Genomic DNA, 22,318 nt, shown 5'->3' with positions numbered 1-22,318 from the left:
TACCTACAAACAGGAGTACCGCGCCAACCATGATTTTCTGGCAACAAGAGATTCAACTGACCGCCAAGCCTCGCGGGTTTCATCTGATTACAGACGAGATTGATGAGGCGTTGCGCATCGCACCTCCGACCTCGGTCGGCTTGCTCCACATTCTGGTCAAGCACACGTCGGCCAGTCTAACGCTGAATGAAAATGCAGACCCAGCCGTGCGCCGGGATTTTGAACGGTACTTTCAAACCCTCGCACCCGATACCGATCGAAACGCACCCTATGAACACACCTACGAAGGCCCGGATGACTTGCCGGCGCATTTCAAAGCCAGCCTGCTGGGCAGCAACCTGACGCTGCCGGTAACGGACGGACGCCTGAACCTGGGCACCTGGCAGGGCGTCTACCTAGGCGAGCATCGAACGCAGGCCTCTGGCCGTCAGCTAGTTTTGACGCTACAAGGTCAACCATAGACCAGAAAGTAGACTGCGCTTATAAGTAGACTGGCAGTTTATACGTCCAGGAAAAGGTTGAACTGCGTAGAAGAGATTCAGTCAGTCTACTCTGGAGATCCCCATGAAAGCGATCTGGAATGGAACGGTTGTCGCGCAAAGTGACGATACCGTTGTCGTTGAGTCAAATCACTACTTCCCTCGTGAGTCGATTGTAAGCGAGTATTTCAGCGACAGTAGCAAGAGTACACAGTGCCCCTGGAAGGGGGAGGCGCGTTACTTGTCCATCACCGTTAGCGGAAAAACCAACGAAGATGCTGCCTGGTACTATCCCAACCCAAAAGAGGCAGCAAAGACTATTGAAGGGCGTATCGCTTTCTGGCGGGGTGTTGCTGTTACGGAATAAGGTCTACAGGTGTCGCGACCTTTTGAGTTAGGTCAAAACAAGCGTTCAGTGGTCGAGTAGAGTGACAGACTGACCACCCCGGCGGGGCTAGCCTGGCCACAACAATAAACGCGACAGGGGTAACTTGGTTCACGAGGACAAGCCCTTCCCATGCTATTAAAAACAACCTTGCTGCTGACACTTTTGCTGGTCACCATCGTACTGGTGGTGCATTTTGTTGGTCAGTCAAGCTGGCGCTCTTCCATACAGTTGCTTCAGACAGAGTTAACCACGGGGGCAGTGGCCCCAAGAGTCAGCGCTTATTCAATTCAGGAACTTGAGGGACTACCAGCCCCGGTACAGCGATATTTCCAGGCTGTATTGGCAGATGGTCAGCGCCTGGTTCGAAATGCCCGGGTAAGGCACAGCGGGTCTTTTAACATGGGTCAGGTTGAGGATAACTGGCAGCCGTTCAGATCAGACCAACTGGTCGTCACCAACCCCCGGGGTTTTATCTGGGATGCGAGCATTCGCATGGTGCCCGGAATTCAAGTCTCTGTTGTCGATGCGTATGTGGCCGGACGTGGCGTATTAGAAGCCAAACTCTTTGGGTTGTTTACCGTCATGAAGCAACCAGAGTCACCACAGCTTAACCAGGGTGAGCTGCTGCGGTTTTTTGCAGAGGCCGCCTGGTATCCTACAGCGCTGCTACCGAGTCAGGGAGTCGAATGGCAGGCGGTTGATCCCAACCGGGCCATTGCCACACTCGCGGATGGCGGCACGACCGTTTCACTGATGTTTACCTTTAATGAACAGGGGTTAATTGAATCAGTGCGTTCTGAACACAGGTTTCGGGAGATCAATGGCGAACAGGTAGCTACGCCCTGGAAAGGTCGGTTCTGGGGTTACCAGGAACGGGAGGGAATGCTGGTTCCAAGCGCCGGAGAAGTAGCCTGGCTAATGCCTGAGGGTCCCAAACCATACTGGCGCGGTGAAATAACTGACATTCACTATGGCTATGTCCAATAACAGGCCCGCAGGCCCGACGATACATCGAGCGACGGGCGAATTCGGGTCCACAGTCTGGTGCTGGCAACGTTAAGGCAAGCACGCTGTCTGAATGGTCTTACTTAAGCGCTGTCAGCATCAGATGCGCCACTTCGGCAGAAGACTGCGGGTTTTGCCCGGTGATGAGCTTGCCATCCTGAACGGCGTGGGGTTGCCAGTCTGGCCCTGCTTCATGTTCTGCCCCCAGCGCTTTGAGGCGCGATTCAAGCAAGAATGGAACCTTTTCGGTGCCACCGGCGGCGGCTTCTTCGGCGTCGGTGAAGGCGGCAATTTTACGGCCCTTGATAAAGGGCGTGCCATGTTCATCGTACATACCGGCGAAGACGGCGGGTGCGTGGCACACGCTGGCGATCAGTCGGCCAGTGCGGTGAAAGTCGAACAGGGTGTCGTGCAGGGCCAGGTTGTAGGGCATGTCGAACACCGTACCGTGCCCCCCAGGCAGATAGATCGCGTCGTATTCTCTGGCATTGATGCTGTTGAACGCCGGCGTTGATTTTAACTTGGCCATGGCCGGCTTCCAGGCGTTGGCCTGGTCTTCCGTGGGCGTGCTGTTGGGGTCGATGGGTACGTCACCGCCGGTGACCGAAGTGACCTCAACCTCATGGCCAGCGTCGGTCAGCGCCAGGTAGGGTACGGCGAATTCTTCCAGCCACAACCCCGTGGGCTCGCCGTTTAGCAGGTATTTGTAGTTAGTGAGTACGAATAAGATCTTGCTCATCTGAATCGTCCTTTTTCTTGCGGATTCACACACAGGGTGGGGACGATTTTGCCAAAGCGGCGATTTATTTACTTAATCGCCGCGTTCAGGTCGATCAAAACAGGGTGAGCGTTAATCTTTCAGCACGTCTCGCCATGAATGCCGGGGTGAAAACCCGACGAGGCGTTTGGCTTTGTCGTTTGCATAGAAGGTTTCAGTCGGTGCCATTTCGCGGTTTTGGTGCACGCCCTTATAGAAGCGTTCAATGACTTCCTGGCTGGTAATGCCGACCGAGAGATCATCGTTGGCGACGTTGAATACTTCATAGCCCAGGCCATCGGTTTTCAGGCAGCAGTCGACCATGTGGCCGAGGTCGCGTGCGTCGATGTAGGCAAAGATATTGCGACGGCGCAGGGCCGGGTTGTCCATAAATGCCGGGAAATTGGTCGCGTATTCGTGCGGCTCAATCACGTTATTGATGCGCAAGCCGTAAATATCGAAGCCGGTGCGGGCCTGAAAAGACCGGGCCGTCGCCTCGTTGACCACCTTGGACATGGCGTAGCTGTCCTGTGGGATGGTCGGGTGATCTTCGTCGATCGGAATGTACTCCGGCTTCATTTCGCCATCGGCAAAGCAAATGCCGTAAGTCGTCTCCGAGGAGGCAAATATGACCTTGCGAATCCCCAGTTTGGTGGCCGCATCCAGCACGTTGTACGTGCTCATGGTATTGATGCGATAGGTTTCGTTATCGGGCCGCAGCAGAATGCAGGGAATGGCCGCAAAATGAACCACGGCGTCGTAGGCGGGAACTCCGGTCCCGGGCTCAAGTTCATCAAAACCGGCATAGGCGTGCAAGGCATTGAATACCTGGCCTGCGTCAGTCAGATCCACTTGCAGTGAATCAACGCCGGGCATGTTAAGTGGTACCAGGTCAGCATTGGTCACGCGGTGACCCTGTTCAATCAGGTGTGCAATGGCATGGCGGCCCGCTTTGCCACTGCCGCCGGTGAATAGAATACGCATAGTCTGGTCCTCTGATTGACATCAAATTGGTTTCGTCCCGAGCATAGCGGGCCGGGTACAGTCAGGCTACCTCTGTGATTCTATGCACAGAGAACACTCAACCGCTGGCTTGGCAGGTTAGTGCTAATCTGAAGGGGCCCTAAAGGATACAAAGTTGGAGGTGCGGATGCTCTACCTGTTTGAAGTACACATTAAGCCCGGCTACACCGCCGAGGATTACGCCGACGCCTGGGTACGCGCCAGTGAACTGATTCAACAAGCGCCGGGCGCGCGTGGCACCCGGTTGCATCGTAAGCTGGATGATCCTTCGGTGTTGATTGCCATTGCCGAGTGGGACAGCAAGGTGGAGCGCGATGCAATGGAACAACACCACAACCCTGAGGTGGCCGCCATTATTCGCAGTGCAGCGCCGTTCTGTGAGATTCGCCCGATTGGTGAGTTCGATGCAGCTGAGTGGGTGGTGTTGCCACCGGATCGCGGCGCTTGACCTGTCGGCAGCGCTACGATCAGTTACTAATTCATTTAAAAGTTATTATTGACATGCATGACAACGACAGTATGCTTTGGATGATCAAGGTTGAAACGGCAACTGTTGTCGATAAATGATGGCCTTGACCCCATCAGTACGTCTGGAGGTAGAGCCCGACAGCTCTATCTAGGTAATTACTTACTGATGAATTAATAAATAGGGTTACAACAACAACTGTCCCGGAGGATAACCATGTCGACTTCCCTCAAGGCCGCAGCAGCGGTATTGCTGGTCACAGGTGCCATTGCAGGCCAGGCCCAGGCAGGTGCGCATACGCCATCGGCCAGCGCCTGTCTGATCACGAAAACGGATACCAACCCCTTCTTTGTCAAGATGAGAGAGGGGGCAGAAGCAAAGGCAGAAGAATTGGGTATGGAGCTCAAGTCGTTCGCCGGAAGGATTGACGGGGATCATGAAACCCAGGTTCAGGCCATCGAAACCTGCATCGCAGATGGTGCGGATGGCATTCTGCTGACCGCGTCTGACACCTCGTCAATCGTCTCTGCCGTTGAGCAGGCACGTGATGCGGGCGTACTCGTCATTGCGCTGGATACCCCGCTTGACCCGGCCTCGGCGGCTGATGCGACCTTCGCTACAGACAATTTCGTGGCCGGCGAGCTGATCGGTGCCTGGGCGGCCGCTCAGTTGGGCGATGAGGCCGAGAATGCTCGCATTGCGCTGCTGAACATCAACGTGAGCCAGCCGTCGGTGGGCGTTCTGCGTAACCAGGGGTTTCTGACTGGCTTTGGTATCGATACGGGCGACATCAATCGCTGGGGCGATGAGACCGACCCTCGCATTGTTGGCCACGATGTGTCGGACGGCAATGAGGAAGGCGGTCGCCGCGCGATGGAGAACCTGCTGGTTGAAGACCCCAGCATCAATGTCGTTTATACCATCAACGAACCTGCTGCAGCAGGGGCTTATCAGGCGCTGGCGTCCATGAATCGCCAGGACGATGTGCTCATTGTTTCAGTCGATGGCAGTTGCTCGGGCGTGGCGGATATTCAGGACGGCGTGATTGGTGCCACGGCGCAACAATATCCGTTGCAAATGGCCGCGTTGGGTATGGAGGCTATTCTGGAGTGGGCTGAGAACGGCACCAAGCCAGAGCCGACTGAAGGCAAGGATTTCTTTGATACCGGTGTCTCACTGGTGACGGGTGATCCGGTCGATGGCGTGGAATCCATTTCGATTGAGGAAGGCATGAACCGCTGCTGGGGCTAATCAGGGTAGTGTGAATTCCTTCGGGCGGGAAAGCATGGAAGCACCCGCCCAACCCTGAAGCGAGAAGACTGTATTGTGACGCAGGGTGCTGCCCTGCCTACCCTGTTACGTAGAATTTCTGGAGAGGTCCAATGGCCAAATCCGATGCCAACAGTCCGGTGTATGAATCGTCAGTAAGCAGTGCACCGGATGCGGTCGCTACTTTTGACGATGACCGGGCTGGTTTTATCAAGAAACTGCAGCATACGCTGCACCTGAACCCGTCCATGGTTCCATTGATTGTTTTGCTGTTATCAATCGCCGTTTTTGGATTGTTGCTGGGAACCCGCTTTTTTTCGCCCTTTGCACTGACCCTGATTCTTCAACAGGTTCAAATAGTTGGCATCATCGCCGCCGCACAGAGCCTGATCATTCTGACCGCGGGCATTGACCTCTCAGTGGGCGCAACCATGGTGTTGTCTTCTGTCGTGATGGGCCAGTTTACCTTTCGCTATGGCATTCCCGTTCCCATCAGTATTTTCTGTGGCCTGTTGTGCGGCATGCTATGCGGAATGATCAGCGGCTTGTTGGTCTCCCGTGTTCGCTTGCCGCCGTTTATTGTCACGCTGGGCATGTGGCAAATTGTACTGGCCACAAATTTTCTCTATTCAAAGAATGAAACTATACGTGCGCAGGATATTGAAACCCAGGCATCGTTGCTTCAGTTCTTTGGCACAAAAATCACAATCGGTGGGGCTGTTTTCACCTACGGTGTTGTTTTCATGGTGCTACTGGCCTTGGTGCTTGCCTATGCCCTCAAACACACGGCCTGGGGGCGCCATGTGTATGCTGTTGGCGATGACAAAGAAGCCGCAGAGCTTTCCGGTGTGAAAACCGGGCGAATCATTTTGTCGGTATACATGCTCTCCGGGCTGATCTGTGCCTTTGCGGGCTGGGCGCTGATTGGTCGACTGGGGTCCGTTTCACCCACGGCGGGACAGTTATCCAATATTGAATCGATCACCGCCGTTGTTATTGGGGGGATCTCACTGTTCGGTGGGCGTGGCTCTATTCTCGGTACGCTCTATGGTGCACTGATTGTAGGTGTATTCACCCTTGGCTTGCGCTTGATGGGTGCTGATGCCCAGTGGACGTATCTGTTGATTGGTGTGCTGATTATCGGTGCGGTTGCTGTGGACCAATGGATCAGGAGGGCGACCGTATGATGCAACCACAAACCCAATCGTCGGAGAATGCGGTAGCCCCGATCCTCCATGCCAGCAACCTGGTCAAGCGCTTTGGCCGGGTTACCGCACTCGACCATTGCGACTTCGAATTGTACCCGGGAGAGATTCTGGCGGTCATTGGCGACAACGGTGCAGGCAAGTCCACGCTGATCAAAGCCATCTCTGGTGCTCTGGTTCCCGATCAAGGCAAGGTTTATCTGGACGGCCAGGAGGTGCGGTTTACCTCGCCACTGGATGCACGAAAACAGGGTATAGAGACGGTATATCAACAGTTGGCCATGTCGCCAGCGTTGTCGATTGCCGACAATATGTTTATGGGCCGTGAACTCAGAAAACCGGGCTTCATGGGGCAGGTGTTGCGCCAATTGGATCGCCCGGCGATGGAAACCTTCGCGCGGGAAAAACTCAATGAACTGGGGCTGATGACCATTCAGAACATTCGCCAGCCGGTTGAAACGTTGTCGGGTGGCCAGCGCCAGGGTGTGGCCGTTGCGCGTGCAGCCGCCTTTGGTTCCAGAGTGATCATACTCGATGAGCCAACCGCCGCGCTGGGCGTCAAGGAAAGCCGTCGGGTGCTGGAGTTGATCAGTGAAGTGAAGGCACGGGGCATTCCCATTGTGCTGATCAGTCACAACATGCCGCATGTGTTTGAAGTCGCCGACCGGATACATGTGCACCGTCTGGGCAAGCGCTTGTGTGTGTTGAACCCGGCTGATTACACCATGAGCGATGCGGTTGCTTTTATGACCGGGGCCAAAGAGCCCGACGTTGAAGCTGTCGGGGTTTAGCCATGGCGAGTATTGCAACTCAAGCGAACGCCGTAGTCGAATTCATTGATCGCGCTGCCCGAAGCGACCGGCGAACTTTGATCGGTATAGCCGGGCCTCCCGGGTCGGGAAAATCGACCCTGGCCGAGGCGGTGGTTCAACAATTGAACCGTCGTGCAGGGGATAGTGATCATGCCGCCTTGTTGCCAATGGATGGTTTTCATCTCGACAACGAGCTGTTGCTGCAAAGGGATTTGCTGAAACGCAAAGGCGCACCTGAAACCTTCGACGTCGGGGGGTTGTATGAACTCGTTGTCAGTGCCCGAACCGATGTCGGTGATATCCATTATCCGCTGTTTGACCGTGCTCTGGACCGGGCTTTGGTTGATGCCGGTTTGCTCAGGTCAACAACGTCTATTGTGGTGTTCGAAGGCAATTACCTGTTGCTAGACGCGCCGATATGGGATGGGTTGACGGAGTTGTTTGATGCAACTGTTTTTTTGAAGCCGAGCCTGGAAACCCTCGAAAAGCGTTTGATGAAGCGCTGGCTGGGATTTGGCTTTACGCCTGAACAAGCTGCGCTGAAGGTCCATGATAACGATTTGAAAAACGCCAGGCTGGTGCTGGAGCACAGCGGGGTTGCTGACCTGACATTGGGCGAAAAATTGTGACTAGCCGATCAGGCCGGGCCTCTTGTTCGTTCCAAAAAATCCAAATAACGGCACGAAAGCGCCGGACCGGTTAGACCAGGTGTTGACTGCCTCAATCTGGGAATCTTATGAATTCATTACTGGATCAACTCAAACAATACAGCACGGTTGTCGCCGATACCGGAGACCTGGAGGCCATTGGCCGATTCCAGCCGCAGGACGCTACCACCAATCCCTCGCTGATCCTAAAGGCGGTTCAATCGGGTCATTACGATGACATGATGGATCGGCTCATCGACACCGTCGATCAACAAAACCTGAATGCCGACCAGGCTGTAACAGAGGTTGCCGACCGGCTCATTGTTGACATGGGTCAGCTGATCTTGCGTCAGGTGCCAGGGCGAGTGTCGACGGAAGTGGACGCCCGGTTGTCATTTGATGTTGAAGGCAGCCTCGACAAGGCTCGGCGATTAATTGCCTTGTATCATGAGGCAGGCGTTTCAACGGATCGGGTGCTGATCAAACTGGCCGCGACCTGGGAAGGCATTTGTGCTGCCCGGGTGCTCGAACAGGAGGGCGTACAGTGCAACCTGACCCTGATCTTTAATTTTGCCCAGGCCCGGGCGTGCGCAGAGGCAGGTGCCTATCTGATTTCGCCCTTTGTAGGTCGCATACTGGACTGGTATCGACAGGCTGAGCCTGAGGTGGCCTTTGAGTCTGAAGCGGAGCCTGGGGTTCAGTCGGTACGCGCCATCTACCAGTATTTCTGTGAGCTGGATTACCCAACCATTGTCATGGGCGCGAGTTTTCGCAATGTCGGTGAGATTCTGGCACTGAGCGGTTGTGACCGTTTGACGATCAGCCCGGCGTTACTGGACACACTGGACCAAACCGGGGGAACGCTGGAGCGCATGTTGGTCCGTTCATCACAGCGAACACCCCGGCCGAGCCCGTTAACCGAACCCGAATTTCGCTGGCTCATGAATGAAGATGCCATGGCGACAGAGAAACTGGCCGAGGGGATTCGCGGTTTCAACGCGGACCAGCAAACCCTGGAGTGCATGATTCGTGAACGAATGTGCTGACCGGGCGCAGTGTTCGGCCAGTGCCAGCCGATTCAGGTTTTGAAAATAGTCGTGGGTGTTTCCCGCAGCAGGGTGTTCTGGTCGATCATGTACTCTGTCGAAATCTGATAGGAGGCGGCACCAATGGCCCGGGCGAGATAGGAAAAGTGACCCGGCCGCACTGCGGGTCGCACCACGCCTTGCAAGTCCAACTCGTCCAGGCTGTTTTCCACCTTTCTGACCAGGCGGTTGCGCACCGCTACGGGTAACGCACCGTCGATCACCACGGTTTCGAAATCGATAACGGACAGGGCGGAAACAATGGCATGCGCGAGGCTGCGGCCAGCCCGGGCAAGCCAATGGCTCAGTTCCGGCTCGAACCGCGACCAGTCTGCATCCTGGTTGTAGAGCTGGCGTGCCAGCTGTGCATCGCGTGCAGCCAGCATATGTTCGAGCACCACCAGTGAGGCATGGTCTACCAGCCTTTCACCGCCGGGCTCATCCGGTACTCGCATTGGGCCGAAGCCCCCGGAACTGCCCCGGCGTCCCGGGAAGACGCCACCGTTCAGAACAATGCCACCGCCAATAAAAGTGCCGACGAACAAATAGACAAAATCCTGTTCCTCCAGTGGTGGACCAAAAATCAACTCGGCCCGGCACGCAGCGGTACCGTCATTTTGCAGTGTTACCGGCCAGGGGACGCGACGTTTCATTTCGGTTTCAAGGTCGAAGGTACGCCATTCATTCATTTCCCGGACCGGTGCATCGAAATCGGAGGTCCAGCTCCACAGTTCGAACGGCATGGCGATATTCAGCGCCGATACAGAATCCAGTGTGATCTCGGCAGAGGTCAGTAAAGGGGTGAGGTTATCTTCAAGAAACTGCAGGGTATTGGCGGGTGTGGGGTAATCGTGCACGGCGCTTGCCTGAGCCAGAACGTCACCGACAAAATTGACCACGACCAGATCGAAGGTGCGCCGACCGATTTTATAACCCAGATAATAACGGGCATCCGGGTTCAGTCTCATCGGCACGGATGGCTGGCCGATTCGGCCACGAACAGGATTGCCCCTTAGCAAGAGCCCTTCTTTTTCCAGCGCCCGAAAAATGACCGAGACGGCGTTGGCCGACAAACCCGTCATGCGAGTTGCCTCGGCTTTGCTCAGCGCGCCGTGCATCCGCAGCAGATGCAGTACCAAGCGTTCGTTGATACCCCGTACGGTCGTTAAATTGGAACCCTTGAGCGGTTGTGAGCGCATCCGTTACTCTTTGACGTTTGGTTCGGTTGCCCTGTCGATACACTGCGCCAGAGCCATGCCAGTCACACACTGATTGTCGGCAGGCCAAGCGTTGTTTAGGTGTAGGGATCTGAGCTTCTGACCAGGTAAAAATCCAGCCAGCCTTGTGTTTGGCTCTCATGATACCACAGCCATCCAGGCTGTCCGCTACCTGCGAGGTTGGGTGGTGAGGATGCTTTGGTCTCTGAGTTCAGGGTGAATTCGAAGGGAGACAGGTGCGGGCCTGTCGACAGGCCCGACATCGCCGGCTTATTTTGCGTTCAGCGGTAACCGGGGTACAGACAACCCCGCCTGCTGTTTTTCCTGAACGGGTTCGCCCCAGCGTTTTTCCAGAGGCATAACGCCGGCCCAGACCGGCCAGTCTTCGTCGGCTGCCTCGTCGTTTACGCCTTCCGCTCTCACTTTGCACGAAGCCTCGCTGATCAGAATGCGCGACAGGCCGGTGGCTTTCAGTTCGTTGTCGGTCATCGGGCGCAGGGTGTCCCAGCGACCCGGTGAGATCTTGTCGAGGAAGATGTGCAATTGCCGGGCTTTCTCGTCCGGGTCGGTAACGGCTTCGGCGGTGCCGAAGAGGGTGGCCGAACGGTAGTTCACCGAGTGGTGAAACGCCGAACGGGCCAGCACCAGGCCATCCATCTGCATGATGTTGATGCACACTGGCTGCCCGGTGGCCAGGTTGCGTGCCTTGGCGTGGCCGTGCCAGTAAAGGTAGTCGCCTTCACGCCAGTGGCAGGTTGGCGTCGCGAAGGGTTGGCCATCGATGCTTTGGGCGACGGTACACAGCAGCGAGTCATCGATTATGCGGGTCAAGTGGTCGCGATCGTAACTGGCCCGGCCCGGGCCACGTTTTACATGGCTGGTTTGGGTGTGCAGAGGGTTTTGCGGGTCTGGCAGTCGGGTACTCACGTTGTTGTCCTTAAAGTCGGTCTTCAGGGGTGACATTTGGGTGTGATTGCGGTCTTGATTGATGACTTTAGCCGCCGTCTTTGCCAGCATAGGGTGAACTGGTTTGCTCAAAAATAGCCAGATTGAAAATAATTTTGCAGGCCAGATGACTGTCCATATGATCATGAAGCACGCTTTAGCCAGCCTGACCTTCCACCTGACGGACTCTGCAGACCCCTATTACCTGCAGTTGATCGATCAGGTGAAGGGTGGTATTCGCCAGCAGCGGCTGAATTCTGGAGACAAGCTGCCCTCGTCCCGCCAGTTGGCAGCTACGCTCGGGGTGTCGCGCAGTACCGTGGCGCGGGCCTACGATGCCTTGTTGGCCGAGGGGTTTCTGGTCAGCGAAGCCAAGCGCGGGCTCTTTGTCGCTACGAGTGCCCGAGTGCTGCTGTCCCCGACGACGCCGGTTCACAGTGTGGCACCGGTCAAACTACCCCCGATGCTAGCGTGTGACTCCGGAGCCGACGTGGCTGCCTTTCCGGCGAAGGACTGGGCCGCCAGCATGAGGCGCAGCTGGCTCAAGCCCGACTTGGACGTGCTGGAAGGCGTTTATTCAGGGGGTTTCCCACCGCTCAAGGCGGCCATCGCCGATTACCTGTTCCGGGTTCGGGGGGTAACCTGTTCGGCGGAGCAGATATTTGTGACCTCGGGCAACCGCGACGCCCTGAGCATTCTGCAACATACCCTGGATGCACAAACCACCGATGCCCACTGGCTGCTCGAAAATCCGTGCTATAGGCCAATGCGAGCGTTGCTCAGCAACCGGGCCACGGGCCTTGGTGCCCTGGAGGTCGACGCCGAAGGTGCCATGCTGCCACTGCATAATGACACACCGCAGGTGGCCATCATCACTCCGAATCGGCAGTACCCGCTGGGCATTGGTATGAGCCCGGCTCGACGACAAGGCTGGTTGCAAGCCGTGCAGCAGCATCCGTCGCTGTGGTTGATCGAAGACGACTACGACAATGAATACCACTACCAGGGACGCATGAACGTGCCGCTGATGCAGGCCGATACCCAGGGCCGGTCATTTCTGGTCGGCAGTTTTTCCAAAGTGTTGTTTCGCGGGTTGCGGCTGGGGTTTGTGGTGGTACCGCCAGGACAGATCGAACAGTTTGGGGCCAGCCAGCAGGCACTAGGCGCTTCGGCCTCATTGCCCGTTCAGCCGGTGCTGACCGATTTTATGCGCCATGGCAGCTTCGACCGGCACCTGAACCGAATGCGGCGACTTTACCGGTTAAAGCGAGACCGGTTGCTGGCGCTGTTGGCTGAGCATTTGACGCCCTGGTTAACCTGGCAGGCGCCCCAGGGCGGCATGCACATTCGGGTGATGTTGAAGCAAGCGTGGCTGGCCGCCCGGAAGCCAGCCCGATGGGACCGCCAGATTGCCAACGACGTGCTGGAACAGAACATCCGGCTGGAGGTGTTGTCGGACCACTACGCTGACCCGGAAATGGGCGAGCAGGGCTTTCTGCTGGGGTTCAGTAACCCCGATGAGGCAACCATGGGGCAGGTGGTTCGAGCTCTGGCTGTCTGGTTCGAGCGTCAGTCGGGGTAAAGCCGCAAAATATCGCTGTCGTTCGACAGGTTGGTCACCATCCAGATCTGTTCAAACGGGTGGTCTTTGGGCACGGTGAAATGGTGGCGCAGAGCCAACATGTCTTGGTTGTGCCACAGCGGGTTGGCATTGCGGATCACCAGCCAGACGCGCCGGGTCTGGTACCGCTTTTGCGCTTTGACCATCAGAATGCGATTGAGCGCGTGCAGCAGACGCTGATGCACATCGTCCTGCATCAGTTCCAGTAACGCCTGGTGGGTGGCGGGGCTGAGGTCGCGCCCGAGAATGGCCATTGCCTCGACTTCAGAGCCATAGAGATGGGCGATTTCAAGGTCGAGGCGCTGGCCGTTCAGGTAACAGGAAACGTCGGGTTTGCTGGGTTTGTTGTGCCAGATGTGGCGCAACGGTTGCCCATGCTGCCGCTCCCAGGCGCGCATGAAGACGCGTGCGGCCTGGTGTTCGAGATCAACCTTTTCCTGCTCGGTCGGGTTCATACTGGCGGCTCATGTCGACGACAACCGGTTCAGCCCAGAAACGCCGCATACACCGGGTTGCTGGTTTCTTCCCAGTAAGGATACCCCAGTTCTTCCAGTTTCTGGCGGAAGGCTTTCATGTCTTCGCGCGGCACCTGAATACCGGTCAGTACCCGTCCGTAGGCAGCACCGTGGTTGCGGTAGTGAAACAGCGAAATGTTCCAGTGGCCGCCCAGGGTGTTGAGAAACTTGCCCAGCGCCCCCGGCCGTTCCGGAAACTCGAACCGGAACAGGTGCTCGTTGGTAATAGTCGGTGCATGACCACCCACCATGTGGCGAACGTGAGACTTGGCGACTTCGTTGTCGGTCAAGTCGAGGACCGGGTGATCAGCCTCACGCAGTTCGCTGATCAGTTGCTCGCGCTCTTCCAGACTGGTGATCTTAACGCCGACAAAAATGTGAGCCTTGCTTGGGTCATCGTACCGGTAGTTAAACTCGGTGATCGACCGCTTGCCGATGATGGACACGAACTTCTTGAACGCCCCGGGTTTCTCGGGAATCGTCACTGACAGTATGGCTTCGCGATGCTCACCCACTTCGGCTCGCTCGGCCACGTACCGTAACCGGTCGAAATTCGTATTGGCGCCGCTGGAAACGGTGATCAGAGTTTTGCCGGTGCAGCCCTCGCGCTCCACGAACTTTTTCATGCCTGCAACGCTGACAGCGCCAGCCGGTTCGGTGATTGAGCGGGTATCGTCGAAGATGTCTTTTACGGCTGCGCAGATTTCATCCGAGGTCACGGTGATGACTTCGTCGACGTGGTCCTTGCAAATCTTCCAGGGTTCCTTGCCGATCTGAGCCACGGCAATGCCGTCGGCAAAAATGCCAACCTGGCTCAGCGTCACCCGGCGTTTGGCTTTCAGTGCTGCTGCCAGGCAGGCACTTTCTTCAAACTCGACCCCGATCACCTTGATGTTGGGCTGCAGGTATTTGAAATACGCCGCCATACCGGAGATCAACCCGCCACCACCAACCGGGATAAACACCGCATGGATATCATCGCCACGGTGCTGGTGCAGGATCTCACGGGCAACGGTGCCCTGGCCGGCAATGATGTCCGGGTCGTCGTAAGGGTGAATGAAGGTCAGACCACGTTCGGCTTCGAGCTTGCGCGCATGCTCCAGCGCCTCGTCGAAGGCATCGCCATACAACACGGCTTTGCCACCGCGCGCGCGCACGTTCGCCACTTTGATGTCCGGCGTTGTCTTGGGCATGACGATGGTGGCTTTCACGCCCATCAGCCGTGCGGCTTCAGCCAGGCCCTGGGCATGGTTACCGGCTGAGGCGCAGATGACGCCTTTGTCCAGTTGCGCCTGGGTCAGGGTGGTCATCTTGTTGTAGGCACCGCGCAGCTTGAACGAGAACACCGGTTGCAGGTCTTCGCGCTTAATCAAAATAATGTTGTTCATCCGACGACTGAGAAAGGCGGCTTTTTCCAGAGGCGTCTCGATCGCCGCCTCATAGACCCGGGCATTGAGTATCTTCTTAACAGTCTGTTCCAGCATGGAAGTTTCCTGGTTAACGGATGAATGTCAGTCGTCTTCTGCGCATGTCAGGCATTTCGCGGCGCAGCACCGTAGTGTAAGGGTTTTGGGCGGATGCGGAAACGCAGACGTACGGCAAATCGCGGCATACTGTTTTGCAACGGCGCCGAAGCAGCGCTGGCCTGTGTTACTGAGCGCCACAGCAGCTATAATGCGGCTAAGCAATCGATATCCCAGAACAGTCACCGACGCCCACTGATTACAGGAAAGTCCCATGACCCAAGACGAACTGAAGCAAGCCGTCGCCCAGGCGGCGCTCGATTTCATCAAGCCCGACCTGAAACCGGAAGCCATCATCGGCATCGGCACCGGCTCTACCGCCAATCTGTTCATCGATGCGCTGGCAACCGTGAAAGACCGCTTTCGCGGCACCGTTGCCTCCAGTGACGCCAGCGCCAAGCGCCTGCGCGACCACGGCATTGACGTGTTCGACATGAACGAAGTGGAAAAGCTGGCGGTCTACGTCGACGGTTGTGACGAAGCCAATCGCAAGCTGCACCTGATCAAAGGCGGCGGCGCTGCCCTGACCCAGGAGAAGATCGTCGCCTCTATCGCCAAGACGTTCGTGTGTATTGCCGACGAGTCCAAGGCCGTACAAAAGTTAGGTGCCTTCCCGCTGCCGATCGAAGTCATACCGATGGCGCGCAGTGCCGTAGCCCGCAAGCTGCTGAAAATGGGCGGCAACCCGGTCTATCGCGAAGGCGTGGTTACCGATAACGGCAACCAGATTCTGGATGTCTACGAACTGGACATCAAAGACCCGGAAGCGATGGAAACCGCCATCAACAACATTCCCGGCGTCGTCACCAACGGGTTGTTTGCACATCGGCCAGCGGACGTGTTGTTGCTGGGCACCAAAGACGGCGTGAAGAAACTGTCTGTGATTAACACCATGGCTGAGGATGGTGAGTTTTACTGAGTTGGACAGTTTGGAGGTTGGTAACTCAAGTTCCGGAGTTCGGGGGTGTTTTTAGGTGACGGTGGTCCGCGACGATCACCTGGGGCATCCCTGTGGGGTCGGGCGGAATGCCGCCCACTCAACCCATCCATGGGGCCTAGACCGCAACATCCGTGTTGCGGACTTCCCCACAGGAATGCCCCAGGTAATCGCCGCTGGTCATTTCAGCGAACTCCAAAACTTGAGTTAATTTAGCCCACGCCTCCCAGCCAAGTGACAGTTACCGGGTTTACCTATCCGGGGGAGTCCACAGCATGGATGCTGTGGTCTAGGCCCCAGGGATGGGTTGAGTGGGCGGCATTCCGCCCGACCCCGGATAGGTAAACCCGGTGGCTGGCACGGACTAGTGGCACTGATTAGAGCACAACCACCATTGCCCAGAGTGAGAGGGCCAATAGCAGCAGCCCGAGGCTTCGGTTTAGTCGGGTTTGGCCGGTTTGCGAGGCGATCAGGCGGGTGCCCCAGGGTTGGCTGGCGAGGATGGCGAGCCAGATGGCATCGATGGCAACCCAGATCAGCGACAGCAGGATGATGGTTTCGAGGGCGGGTTCATCGACCCAGGCCTGCAACAGAGCCTGAAAGGTGAAGGCTTCGAACCAGAGCGTGGCGGAGAGAGCACCGGTTAGGATGACGCTGACGATGGTGATCGGCCGGGTTGGGTGATCGGGCTCGGCGATGTAGGTTTTGATCCAGTACCACATCCATAGCCAGGCAGCCATCATGGCGCCGGCGAATACCAGTAACGTTGGCCCCAGCGGCCCTGAATTGGCCCAGACCGTCACCGCCGTTGCCATTAAACCGGCCTGGGTAAGGGTGATCAGCATGCGCCCTGCGATTAACCGCCACACTGGGCTTGCGCGTTCGTGCCGGGCACGCACAAATTCATAGGTGTAGCCATCGGCCGGGAGTACCAGCAGCAGGCCGAGGGTGATGGCAATCAAAAGTGTTACAGGGTCGGTACCGGTCATTGGGGCGGTCAGCGGTTAACAGGGAAAGGCAGCATAACGGGGTAAGGCAGGTAGGGAAAGCACGGGCTCAGCAGAGAGCCCGTGCAATGTGTCGTTATTCCACGCGTTCCCAGACCTGAGTCCGGCCGATCAGTGCAAAGCCGAGAAAACCACGGACTTCCAGCTTGGTACCGTTCTCGATGACCTTGGCTTTGGCACTGTATTCTTTGCCATTGGAGGGATCCAGAATGCGACCACCGTCCCACTCATCGCCGTCTCGTTCCAGGCCCCAGAGAAACGTCATGCCTTCAATCGGCTGATCTTTGCGGCTGCCTTTGCATTCGGAACAGACCGGGTTGGGCTCGGACGGGTTCAGCAGTTCAACGATCTGGCCCTGCAGTTCGCCGTCTTCAACCCAGACGCGCACCAGACTTTTGGCTTCGCCGGTTTCATCATCGATGGTGCGCCACTGGCCTTCGGCCGACATGGATTCAGCCTGGGCCGGGGTGATGGCCAGCGCCAGCAAAAGGGTAGTGACGACAGTCAGTAAAGATTTCATTGTTATTTTTCGCTCCTGATTAATAGCCTGCGATTGAAGTGAAGGCTTGGGTCAAACATAGCAAAACGCCAGCCAGTAACAAGCGAGCAGTGGCGGTTAATGATTCAGATTCACCAAAGCCCTCGCAGATAGGGCTGGAGTATGGGGCTTCGGCAACAGTTGCCACTTAAACCGCCGGACTCAGCTCAGGTTCAGGCTTCGTCGGTAACGCACAGTGGCGCAAAGCGGGCGCGCGCCAGTTGCAGCAGATCGGCTGGAGCCAGAGCGATGTCGAGCCCACGCTTGCCACCGCTGACGAAAAAGATGTCCATCGACTCGGCGCTTTGGTCCACCACCGTAGGCAGGGCTTTTTTTTGTCCCAGCGGGCTAATGCCGCCGACCACATAGCCGGTGGTTTTCTCGGCAATGGCCGGCTCGGCCATCTGCGCCGATTTCTGGCCATGTGCTTTGGCGGCGCGTTTCAGGCTCAGGTTGTGAGTGACCGGCAGAATACATACGCCCAGTGCTTTGGGGTCGCCATTGAAGCTGACCAGCAAGGTTTTGAACACTTGCTCTGGCGGCACACCCAGCGCTCTGGCAGCGGCGAGGCCATAGCCTTCGTCACTGTCGCCCACGCTGAAGGTGTGCAGTTCGAACGGTACCTTCTGACGTTTGAGCAACTGAACGGCCGGTGTCATCAGGCGCGCTCCAGCATCCGGGCCATGGCGTGCAGTGATTCGCCGGTGACGCGCTTGGTCAGCCAGCCGTCCAGCGCGCTGGCGCCGAGTGAGCGGTAAAATTGCCGGGCCGGTTCGTTCCAGTCGAGCACCATCCACTCTAGGCGGCCACAGCCCCGCTCCACGGCCAGGTGCGCCAGGCTGGTAATCAGCGCCTTGCCAACACCGGAGCCGCGCTGGTCCGGTTGCACATAAAGGTCTTCCAGGTGGATGCCAGGCTGGGCGAGAAAGGTGCTGTAGTTCGGGAAAAATAAGGCCATGCCAACGGGTTGGCCATCGCGCTCGGCGATCAGAACTTCAGCCGCTGGCTGGTCGGTAAACAGTGTCTCGGTGAGTTTGGCTTCAGTGGCGACGACTTCATGCGAAAGTTTTTCGTAGTCGGCCAGTTCCTTAATAAACCGCAGAATGTGAGGAACATCGCCGGGTTCAGCCAGACGGATGACAGCGCCGGAAGTGGTGGTGATGGGTGACATGACAGGCCTCGTGAATGAGTGATTGGCCTGAGTTTATAAGATCAACGGGTAAGTTGTCGCGTTTTAGGGTGGCCGGGTCGTGTGAGAGGAAATCGGCTCCCCGAGGCCCTTCGACAGGCACAAAGAAACCTGAGTGGTGTGAATTACCACCGTTTGCCATTTGGTTCGGGGGGCATTTGTCGAACCCCCGTGGAGATGTCACATCAGCTCTGACGCAAGCGCCCGTGCTGGTTCAGTGGCAATCGAATGCGCACGCACAAGCCACCTTCGGGGCGGTTGTAGGCCCGAATATCTCCCTTGTGCGCGGTGACGGCGTGCCGGGCAATATTCAGGCCCAGCCCAGCACCGGAATTGGATTGGTCGAGCCGGTAGAAGGGGTCGAACAGCCGCTCCAGTTTATCTTCCGGTACGCCGGGGCCCTGGTCGCAGATTTCGATTTGGGCTTCACCCTTGTGGGTGGTCAGGTGAACGCTCAGTTCACCGTCTTCCGGTGAAAAACGAAGAGCGTTTCGAATCACGTTGTCGATGGCGGAATGCAGCAGTTGCGGGTCGCCCCAGAGGCTGACAGCGCTTTCAATCTGGTCGGTGATCAGAATGTTGTGTGATTTCGATTCAAAGCGGGCGTCTTCAACCACCTGGCGTACCAGGTCGTCGAGCTGCAATTGCGCCGGCTCCAGATGTTGCATTTCATTTTCAAAACGCGACAGCTTCAGCACCTGAGCGATCAGGCTTTCAAGCCGGTCGCTTTCGCGTTCAATGCGGCTGAGCGCGGTTTCGAGTCCCGTGGGTGCTTTCTGGCGAACGATGCCCAGCGCTACCTGCAGGCGCGTCAGAGGTGAGCGTAACTCGTGGCTGACGTTGCTGAGCAACCGTTGCTGAGCGGAAACCAGCTGTTGCAGGCGCTCTGCCATTTCGTCGAAGTCGCGACCAAGGTCACCCAGTTCGTCGGCGCGTTTGTTGACCGCGCCGCCAACCCGGGCATCCAGACTACCGCCCGCCAATTGCCGTGAAACGCGCCGCAGGCGGGCGATAGGACGGGTGATCGACCAGGCCAGCACCAGCGCCATGCCGCCAGAGACGAACAAGGCGAAAATGGCGCGCAACCACTGACTATCGAGCCAGAGTGGCAGGTTGGGCGGCGGCAGGGCGGGCACGCCGCGCAGAAACAGGCGGTACATATCGCCACCGACCGACATGGTGATCGGCCCCATCCAGGTTTCCTGGCGCCACTGGCCGACTTTCACGCCTTCCAGCTCCATCATTTCAGACAGCATGACCAGAATGCGCCGAGGGGGTTTGGGGGTACCGAGCAGGTGATAGGTGTCGTCGACCAGGTACCACTGAAAGCGCGACTCGCTGTTAAAGCGGTCGAGCTCGTCGATGATTTCCTGGCGGTCACTGGCGAGACGATCGATATTGGGCAGCTTGACCCGGTTGAGCAGGCCAATGTGCGACGCGTTGGGCGCACCGATCTGGTATACCTGCGCCACCTGATGCGAGACAAAAGCCACAGCCAGCACAATCAGCAACAGGGTAACCCAGAAGCTCAGCCAGATCTTGCCGAACACCGAGCCGAGCGGATTGATTTTTCGCCAGTTAACTGAAAATTTCATGGCTACAGCCGGTGTCCGGAAGGGCGGGAAGCGGTTCGGTTATTTCGGATCGACAAACAGATAGCCAATACCGCGAATGGTCTGAATTTTGGGTGTCTCGGTAACCGCTTGAAGCTTGCGCCGCACATTGGAGACGTGCATGTCGATCGATCGGTCGTACGCCATGATTTCGCGGCCGAGCACTTCACGGTAAAGGTCTTCCTTGGGAACGGCCTTGCCCACGCGGGACATCAGCACGCGCAATACCTTGAATTCACTGGTGGTCATGGGTACATGCTCGCCTTCGCACTCGACTTCGTAGGTGTCGAAGTTCAGGGTCACGCCGTTGCATTCCAGAGTGCCGCTGTCGCTTTCCTGTTGCACCTTGTCGAGTTCGATCCGGCGCAGCAGCGCTTTGATGCGGGCCAGCAACTCACGGTGGCTGTAGGGCTTGGCCAGGTAATCATCGGCGCCCAGCTCCAGGCCCAGTACCCGGTCCATTTCCTCACCTTTGGCGGTGAGCATTAACACGGGAACGGAGGAGTGGTTGCGAATTTGGCGCAGGGTTTCAAAGCCATCGATGCCGGGCATCATGACATCGAGCAGGACCAGATCGTAGTTGTGCTCGCGCAATTGAACGATGCCATCCTCACCGCTGTGAGCGGCACTGAGTTTGTAGCCTTCGGCATCGAGGTATTCGCCGAGCAGTTCGGCCAGATCGCGATCATCGTCAATCAGTAAAATATGAGATTCATTCATAGCATTCAGTGTCCTCTATCGTTGCAGCGCTGACGATCCATTTTACCGCTCTTTTACAACGAGCCCGTTATAGTGCTCTCTCCCGCCGTGCCGAGCACCGGTACATGCTGTTAGAATACGGTTAAATTGCACAGGTGTCTTATGGAAGACGACGACGAATTCAAAATTTTCCGTCAAGAAATGAAAGGCGTACGCCGTATTCGCACCACACAGAGGGTCGAGACGGCCAAACCCGAGGTACCCGAACCCAGTTTGCTGCATCGGCGGCAAATGGCAGTGAAGGTTGAGCAGGGTGACCCGAACCACCTGACGGAAGAAATCATCGACCTGGTGCACCCGCTCGACATCCTGGAGTACCGCACCGATGGCGTTGCTCACGGTGTCTACCGGAAGCTCAAGCGTGGCCAGTACCCGATCGATGCCCGTCTGGATTTGCACCGTAAATCCATGGCCGAAGCACGTGCCGAGGTGTATGGCTTCATCGCCGACTGCCTGCGCTACGATGTGCGCTCAGCGATGATTCTGCACGGTAAGGGGGAGCGCGGAGAGCCGAAGGCTTTCCTGAAAAGCTGTGTGAACACCTGGCTGAAACAAATGCCAGAGGTACTGGCGTTTCACTCGGCGCAAAAGCATCATGGCGGTGTGGGTGCGCTGTATATCCTGCTGCGCAAAAGTGATCGCAAGAAAGAAGAAAACCGGGAACGTTTTATGAAAGGTCGCACGGAATGATGGGCGGACAGAACGCAACGTGGCGAACGTTATTAACCTGGGTTGCTGGTGTGTCGCTGGGGTTTAGCACAGCCGGGTACGCCGATGATCGCTGGACGCAGGCGGGTGAGGTATTGCTCTACGCCCTGCCACTGACGGCAGCCACCGCTACTTATACGCTGGATGACCCGGAAGGGCGGTCGCAGCTGGTGATGGCTTATGGCGTTACGATGAGCACCAGTTATGTGCTGAAAGGCCTGGTTGAGCGGGAGCGGCCAGACGGATCCGATGATCTCAGTTTCCCCAGTTTCAGCGCCGCTTCGGCCTTTACCAGCGCCGCTTTTATTCAGCGCCGTTATGGGTGGGATGCCGGCTTGCCCGCCTATTTGGCAGCCAGCTACGTTGGCTGGAGCAAGGTGTATTCAGACCGGCATCACACGACGGATGTGCTCGCGGGCGCAGCGCTGGCCTGGGGGGTGAATCAGTGGCTGGTTAAACCGGGCTTGGCGTCGCAGTTTGCCGTGGTACCGACCGAAGGCGGCATGGCATTGGCGTTTGAAGTGAACTTCTGAGGGCCGGGTGGGCCTTGCATTTAACGCGGGCTCATGACAATAAAGCTGACTTTTATGCCGGCCGGTGTATTCAATTC

24 protein-coding genes and 1 pseudogene are annotated in these 22,318 nt (G+C 57.1%); 13 read left to right on the top strand and 12 right to left on the bottom strand.

What is annotated here, in order from left to right:
- The first annotated feature begins 29 nt into the window (after nt 1-29).
- The 3 genes from ABJT94_RS13045 (at nt 30) to ABJT94_RS13035 (ending at nt 1,854) form a co-directional block, all read left to right on the top strand.
- A complete protein-coding gene (locus ABJT94_RS13045; protein WP_348474212.1) occupies nt 30-461 on the top strand; it encodes a secondary thiamine-phosphate synthase enzyme YjbQ in 432 nt (143 codons plus the stop codon).
- A gap of 103 nt (nt 462-564) precedes the next feature.
- Nucleotides 565-846 (top strand): DUF427 domain-containing protein, encoded by a 282-nt coding sequence (locus tag ABJT94_RS13040; protein ID WP_348474211.1) that lies wholly within the window; start codon nt 565-567, stop codon nt 844-846.
- A gap of 150 nt (nt 847-996) precedes the next feature.
- The gene (locus ABJT94_RS13035) at nt 997-1,854 is read left to right on the top strand and encodes a DUF6544 family protein (protein ID WP_348474210.1); all 858 of its coding nucleotides are present in this window, start codon (nt 997-999) and stop codon (nt 1,852-1,854) included.
- A 97-nt stretch (nt 1,855-1,951) separates the two neighbouring features.
- On the opposite strand, the gene ABJT94_RS13030 is transcribed toward ABJT94_RS13035, so the two are convergent.
- Together ABJT94_RS13030 and ABJT94_RS13025 are read right to left on the bottom strand one after the other, a co-directional pair.
- Nucleotides 1,952-2,611: a type 1 glutamine amidotransferase domain-containing protein gene (locus tag ABJT94_RS13030; protein ID WP_348474209.1), complete on the bottom strand. Its 660-nt coding sequence runs from the start codon at nt 2,609-2,611 to the stop codon at nt 1,952-1,954.
- A 111-nt stretch (nt 2,612-2,722) separates the two neighbouring features.
- Nucleotides 2,723-3,613, bottom strand: coding sequence for an NAD(P)-dependent oxidoreductase (locus tag ABJT94_RS13025; protein WP_348474208.1), 891 nt, complete (start codon nt 3,611-3,613; stop codon nt 2,723-2,725).
- Nucleotides 3,614-3,779: 166 nt separating this feature from the next.
- Between ABJT94_RS13025 and ABJT94_RS13020 the strand changes: the two genes are divergently transcribed.
- From ABJT94_RS13020 to tal, 6 genes are all read left to right on the top strand, one after another.
- Complete coding sequence (locus tag ABJT94_RS13020) at nt 3,780-4,100, top strand: antibiotic biosynthesis monooxygenase family protein (RefSeq protein WP_348474207.1); 321 nt, start codon at nt 3,780-3,782, stop codon at nt 4,098-4,100.
- A gap of 234 nt (nt 4,101-4,334) precedes the next feature.
- The gene (locus tag ABJT94_RS13015) at nt 4,335-5,369 is read left to right on the top strand and encodes a sugar ABC transporter substrate-binding protein (RefSeq protein ID WP_348474206.1); all 1,035 of its coding nucleotides are present in this window, start codon (nt 4,335-4,337) and stop codon (nt 5,367-5,369) included.
- 131 nt (nt 5,370-5,500) lie between these two features.
- Nucleotides 5,501-6,574 carry an ABC transporter permease gene (locus tag ABJT94_RS13010; protein WP_348474205.1) on the top strand — a complete coding sequence of 358 codons (1,074 nt, stop codon included), beginning with the start codon at nt 5,501-5,503 and terminating at the stop codon, nt 6,572-6,574.
- Nucleotides 6,574-7,383: an ATP-binding cassette domain-containing protein gene (locus tag ABJT94_RS13005; RefSeq protein ID WP_348474286.1), complete on the top strand. Its 810-nt coding sequence runs from the start codon at nt 6,574-6,576 to the stop codon at nt 7,381-7,383. The genes ABJT94_RS13010 and ABJT94_RS13005 overlap by 1 nt, the downstream gene beginning before the upstream one ends.
- Nucleotides 7,384-7,385: 2 nt before the next feature.
- On the top strand, nt 7,386-8,033 hold the full coding sequence (locus tag ABJT94_RS13000) for a uridine kinase (RefSeq protein WP_348474204.1): 648 nt from the start codon (nt 7,386-7,388) through the stop codon (nt 8,031-8,033).
- A gap of 107 nt (nt 8,034-8,140) precedes the next feature.
- Nucleotides 8,141-9,097: a transaldolase gene (tal, locus tag ABJT94_RS12995; RefSeq protein ID WP_348474203.1), complete on the top strand. Its 957-nt coding sequence runs from the start codon at nt 8,141-8,143 to the stop codon at nt 9,095-9,097.
- 32 nt (nt 9,098-9,129) lie between these two features.
- On the opposite strand, the gene ABJT94_RS12990 is transcribed toward tal, so the two are convergent.
- Both ABJT94_RS12990 and ABJT94_RS12985 read right to left on the bottom strand, forming a co-directional pair.
- Nucleotides 9,130-10,335, bottom strand: a complete 1,206-nt coding sequence (locus tag ABJT94_RS12990; RefSeq protein ID WP_348474202.1) for an ROK family transcriptional regulator — start codon at nt 10,333-10,335, stop codon at nt 9,130-9,132.
- 288 nt (nt 10,336-10,623) lie between these two features.
- On the bottom strand, nt 10,624-11,280 hold the full coding sequence (locus ABJT94_RS12985; protein WP_348474201.1) for a pyridoxamine 5'-phosphate oxidase family protein: 657 nt from the start codon (nt 11,278-11,280) through the stop codon (nt 10,624-10,626).
- Between the two features lie 163 nt (nt 11,281-11,443).
- Between ABJT94_RS12985 and ABJT94_RS12980 the strand changes: the two genes are divergently transcribed.
- Nucleotides 11,444-12,880, top strand: a complete 1,437-nt coding sequence (locus ABJT94_RS12980; RefSeq protein WP_348474200.1) for a PLP-dependent aminotransferase family protein — start codon at nt 11,444-11,446, stop codon at nt 12,878-12,880.
- Here ABJT94_RS12980 and ABJT94_RS12975 read toward each other — a convergent pair.
- Both ABJT94_RS12975 and ilvA read right to left on the bottom strand, forming a co-directional pair.
- Nucleotides 12,868-13,374: a hypothetical protein gene (locus ABJT94_RS12975; RefSeq protein WP_348474199.1), complete on the bottom strand. Its 507-nt coding sequence runs from the start codon at nt 13,372-13,374 to the stop codon at nt 12,868-12,870. The genes ABJT94_RS12980 and ABJT94_RS12975 overlap by 13 nt on opposite strands.
- Nucleotides 13,375-13,403: 29 nt before the next feature.
- Nucleotides 13,404-14,921: pseudogene (gene ilvA, locus ABJT94_RS12970) on the bottom strand (threonine ammonia-lyase, biosynthetic); the annotation flags it as partial.
- Nucleotides 14,922-15,171: 250 nt separating this feature from the next.
- On the opposite strand from ilvA, the gene rpiA reads away from it, so the two are divergent.
- Nucleotides 15,172-15,876 carry a ribose-5-phosphate isomerase RpiA gene (rpiA, locus tag ABJT94_RS12965; RefSeq protein ID WP_348474198.1) on the top strand — a complete coding sequence of 235 codons (705 nt, stop codon included), beginning with the start codon at nt 15,172-15,174 and terminating at the stop codon, nt 15,874-15,876.
- A gap of 395 nt (nt 15,877-16,271) precedes the next feature.
- Here rpiA and ABJT94_RS12960 read toward each other — a convergent pair whose 3' ends face one another.
- The 6 genes from ABJT94_RS12960 to ABJT94_RS12935 form a co-directional block, all read right to left on the bottom strand.
- Complete coding sequence (locus ABJT94_RS12960; RefSeq protein ID WP_348474197.1) at nt 16,272-16,883, bottom strand: hypothetical protein; 612 nt, start codon at nt 16,881-16,883, stop codon at nt 16,272-16,274.
- A gap of 94 nt (nt 16,884-16,977) precedes the next feature.
- On the bottom strand, nt 16,978-17,421 hold the full coding sequence (locus ABJT94_RS12955) for a DUF2147 domain-containing protein (RefSeq protein ID WP_348474196.1): 444 nt from the start codon (nt 17,419-17,421) through the stop codon (nt 16,978-16,980).
- Between the two features lie 191 nt (nt 17,422-17,612).
- Nucleotides 17,613-18,098 carry a Cys-tRNA(Pro) deacylase gene (gene ybaK / locus ABJT94_RS12950; RefSeq protein WP_348474195.1) on the bottom strand — a complete coding sequence of 162 codons (486 nt, stop codon included), beginning with the start codon at nt 18,096-18,098 and terminating at the stop codon, nt 17,613-17,615.
- A complete protein-coding gene (locus ABJT94_RS12945) occupies nt 18,098-18,610 on the bottom strand; it encodes a GNAT family N-acetyltransferase (RefSeq protein WP_348474194.1) in 513 nt (170 codons plus the stop codon). Before ABJT94_RS12945 ends, ybaK begins: the two co-directional genes overlap by 1 nt.
- 203 nt (nt 18,611-18,813) lie before the next feature.
- Complete coding sequence (locus tag ABJT94_RS12940; protein WP_127560152.1) at nt 18,814-20,223, bottom strand: ATP-binding protein; 1,410 nt, start codon at nt 20,221-20,223, stop codon at nt 18,814-18,816.
- Between the two features lie 39 nt (nt 20,224-20,262).
- Entirely contained in the window at nt 20,263-20,961 is a 699-nt protein-coding gene (locus ABJT94_RS12935; protein ID WP_348474193.1) for a response regulator transcription factor, read from the bottom strand.
- Nucleotides 20,962-21,102: 141 nt separating this feature from the next.
- Between ABJT94_RS12935 and smrA the strand changes: the two genes are divergently transcribed.
- Nucleotides 21,103-21,690, top strand: a complete 588-nt coding sequence (gene smrA, locus ABJT94_RS12930; RefSeq protein ID WP_348474192.1) for a DNA endonuclease SmrA — start codon at nt 21,103-21,105, stop codon at nt 21,688-21,690.
- Nucleotides 21,687-22,241, top strand: coding sequence for a phosphatase PAP2 family protein (locus tag ABJT94_RS12925; RefSeq protein ID WP_348474191.1), 555 nt, complete (start codon nt 21,687-21,689; stop codon nt 22,239-22,241). Before smrA ends, ABJT94_RS12925 begins: the two co-directional genes overlap by 4 nt.
- Nucleotides 22,242-22,318: the final 77 nt, after the last annotated feature.

Origin of the sequence: Saccharospirillum sp. (genome assembly GCF_039982735.1) — a bacterium.
Taxonomy (GTDB): Bacteria; Pseudomonadota; Gammaproteobacteria; order Pseudomonadales; family Natronospirillaceae; genus Saccharospirillum.
This window is presented reverse-complemented; position numbering and strand designations above follow the sequence as displayed.

Coding starts and splice junctions, on each gene's coding strand:
- ABJT94_RS13020 (WP_348474207.1), top strand. CDS start 3,780: ATGCTCTACCTGTTTGAAGTACACATTAAGCCCGGCTACACCGCCGAG.
- ABJT94_RS13035 (WP_348474210.1), top strand. CDS start 997: ATGCTATTAAAAACAACCTTGCTGCTGACACTTTTGCTGGTCACCATC.
- ABJT94_RS13040 (WP_348474211.1), top strand. CDS start 565: ATGAAAGCGATCTGGAATGGAACGGTTGTCGCGCAAAGTGACGATACC.
- rpiA (WP_348474198.1), top strand. CDS start 15,172: ATGACCCAAGACGAACTGAAGCAAGCCGTCGCCCAGGCGGCGCTCGAT.
- smrA (WP_348474192.1), top strand. CDS start 21,103: ATGGAAGACGACGACGAATTCAAAATTTTCCGTCAAGAAATGAAAGGC.
- ABJT94_RS12935 (WP_348474193.1), bottom strand. CDS start 20,961: ATGAATGAATCTCATATTTTACTGATTGACGATGATCGCGATCTGGCC.
- ybaK (WP_348474195.1), bottom strand. CDS start 18,098: ATGACACCGGCCGTTCAGTTGCTCAAACGTCAGAAGGTACCGTTCGAA.
- ABJT94_RS13005 (WP_348474286.1), top strand. CDS start 6,574: ATGCAACCACAAACCCAATCGTCGGAGAATGCGGTAGCCCCGATCCTC.
- ABJT94_RS12925 (WP_348474191.1), top strand. CDS start 21,687: ATGATGGGCGGACAGAACGCAACGTGGCGAACGTTATTAACCTGGGTT.
- ABJT94_RS12945 (WP_348474194.1), bottom strand. CDS start 18,610: ATGTCACCCATCACCACCACTTCCGGCGCTGTCATCCGTCTGGCTGAA.
- ABJT94_RS12990 (WP_348474202.1), bottom strand. CDS start 10,335: ATGCGCTCACAACCGCTCAAGGGTTCCAATTTAACGACCGTACGGGGT.
- ABJT94_RS12980 (WP_348474200.1), top strand. CDS start 11,444: ATGAAGCACGCTTTAGCCAGCCTGACCTTCCACCTGACGGACTCTGCA.
- ABJT94_RS12940 (WP_127560152.1), bottom strand. CDS start 20,223: ATGAAATTTTCAGTTAACTGGCGAAAAATCAATCCGCTCGGCTCGGTG.
- ABJT94_RS13045 (WP_348474212.1), top strand. CDS start 30: ATGATTTTCTGGCAACAAGAGATTCAACTGACCGCCAAGCCTCGCGGG.
- ABJT94_RS13025 (WP_348474208.1), bottom strand. CDS start 3,613: ATGCGTATTCTATTCACCGGCGGCAGTGGCAAAGCGGGCCGCCATGCC.
- ABJT94_RS13015 (WP_348474206.1), top strand. CDS start 4,335: ATGTCGACTTCCCTCAAGGCCGCAGCAGCGGTATTGCTGGTCACAGGT.
- ABJT94_RS12960 (WP_348474197.1), bottom strand. CDS start 16,883: ATGACCGGTACCGACCCTGTAACACTTTTGATTGCCATCACCCTCGGC.
- ABJT94_RS12975 (WP_348474199.1), bottom strand. CDS start 13,374: ATGAACCCGACCGAGCAGGAAAAGGTTGATCTCGAACACCAGGCCGCA.
- ABJT94_RS13030 (WP_348474209.1), bottom strand. CDS start 2,611: ATGAGCAAGATCTTATTCGTACTCACTAACTACAAATACCTGCTAAAC.
- ABJT94_RS13010 (WP_348474205.1), top strand. CDS start 5,501: ATGGCCAAATCCGATGCCAACAGTCCGGTGTATGAATCGTCAGTAAGC.
- tal (WP_348474203.1), top strand. CDS start 8,141: ATGAATTCATTACTGGATCAACTCAAACAATACAGCACGGTTGTCGCC.
- ABJT94_RS12955 (WP_348474196.1), bottom strand. CDS start 17,421: ATGAAATCTTTACTGACTGTCGTCACTACCCTTTTGCTGGCGCTGGCC.
- ABJT94_RS13000 (WP_348474204.1), top strand. CDS start 7,386: ATGGCGAGTATTGCAACTCAAGCGAACGCCGTAGTCGAATTCATTGAT.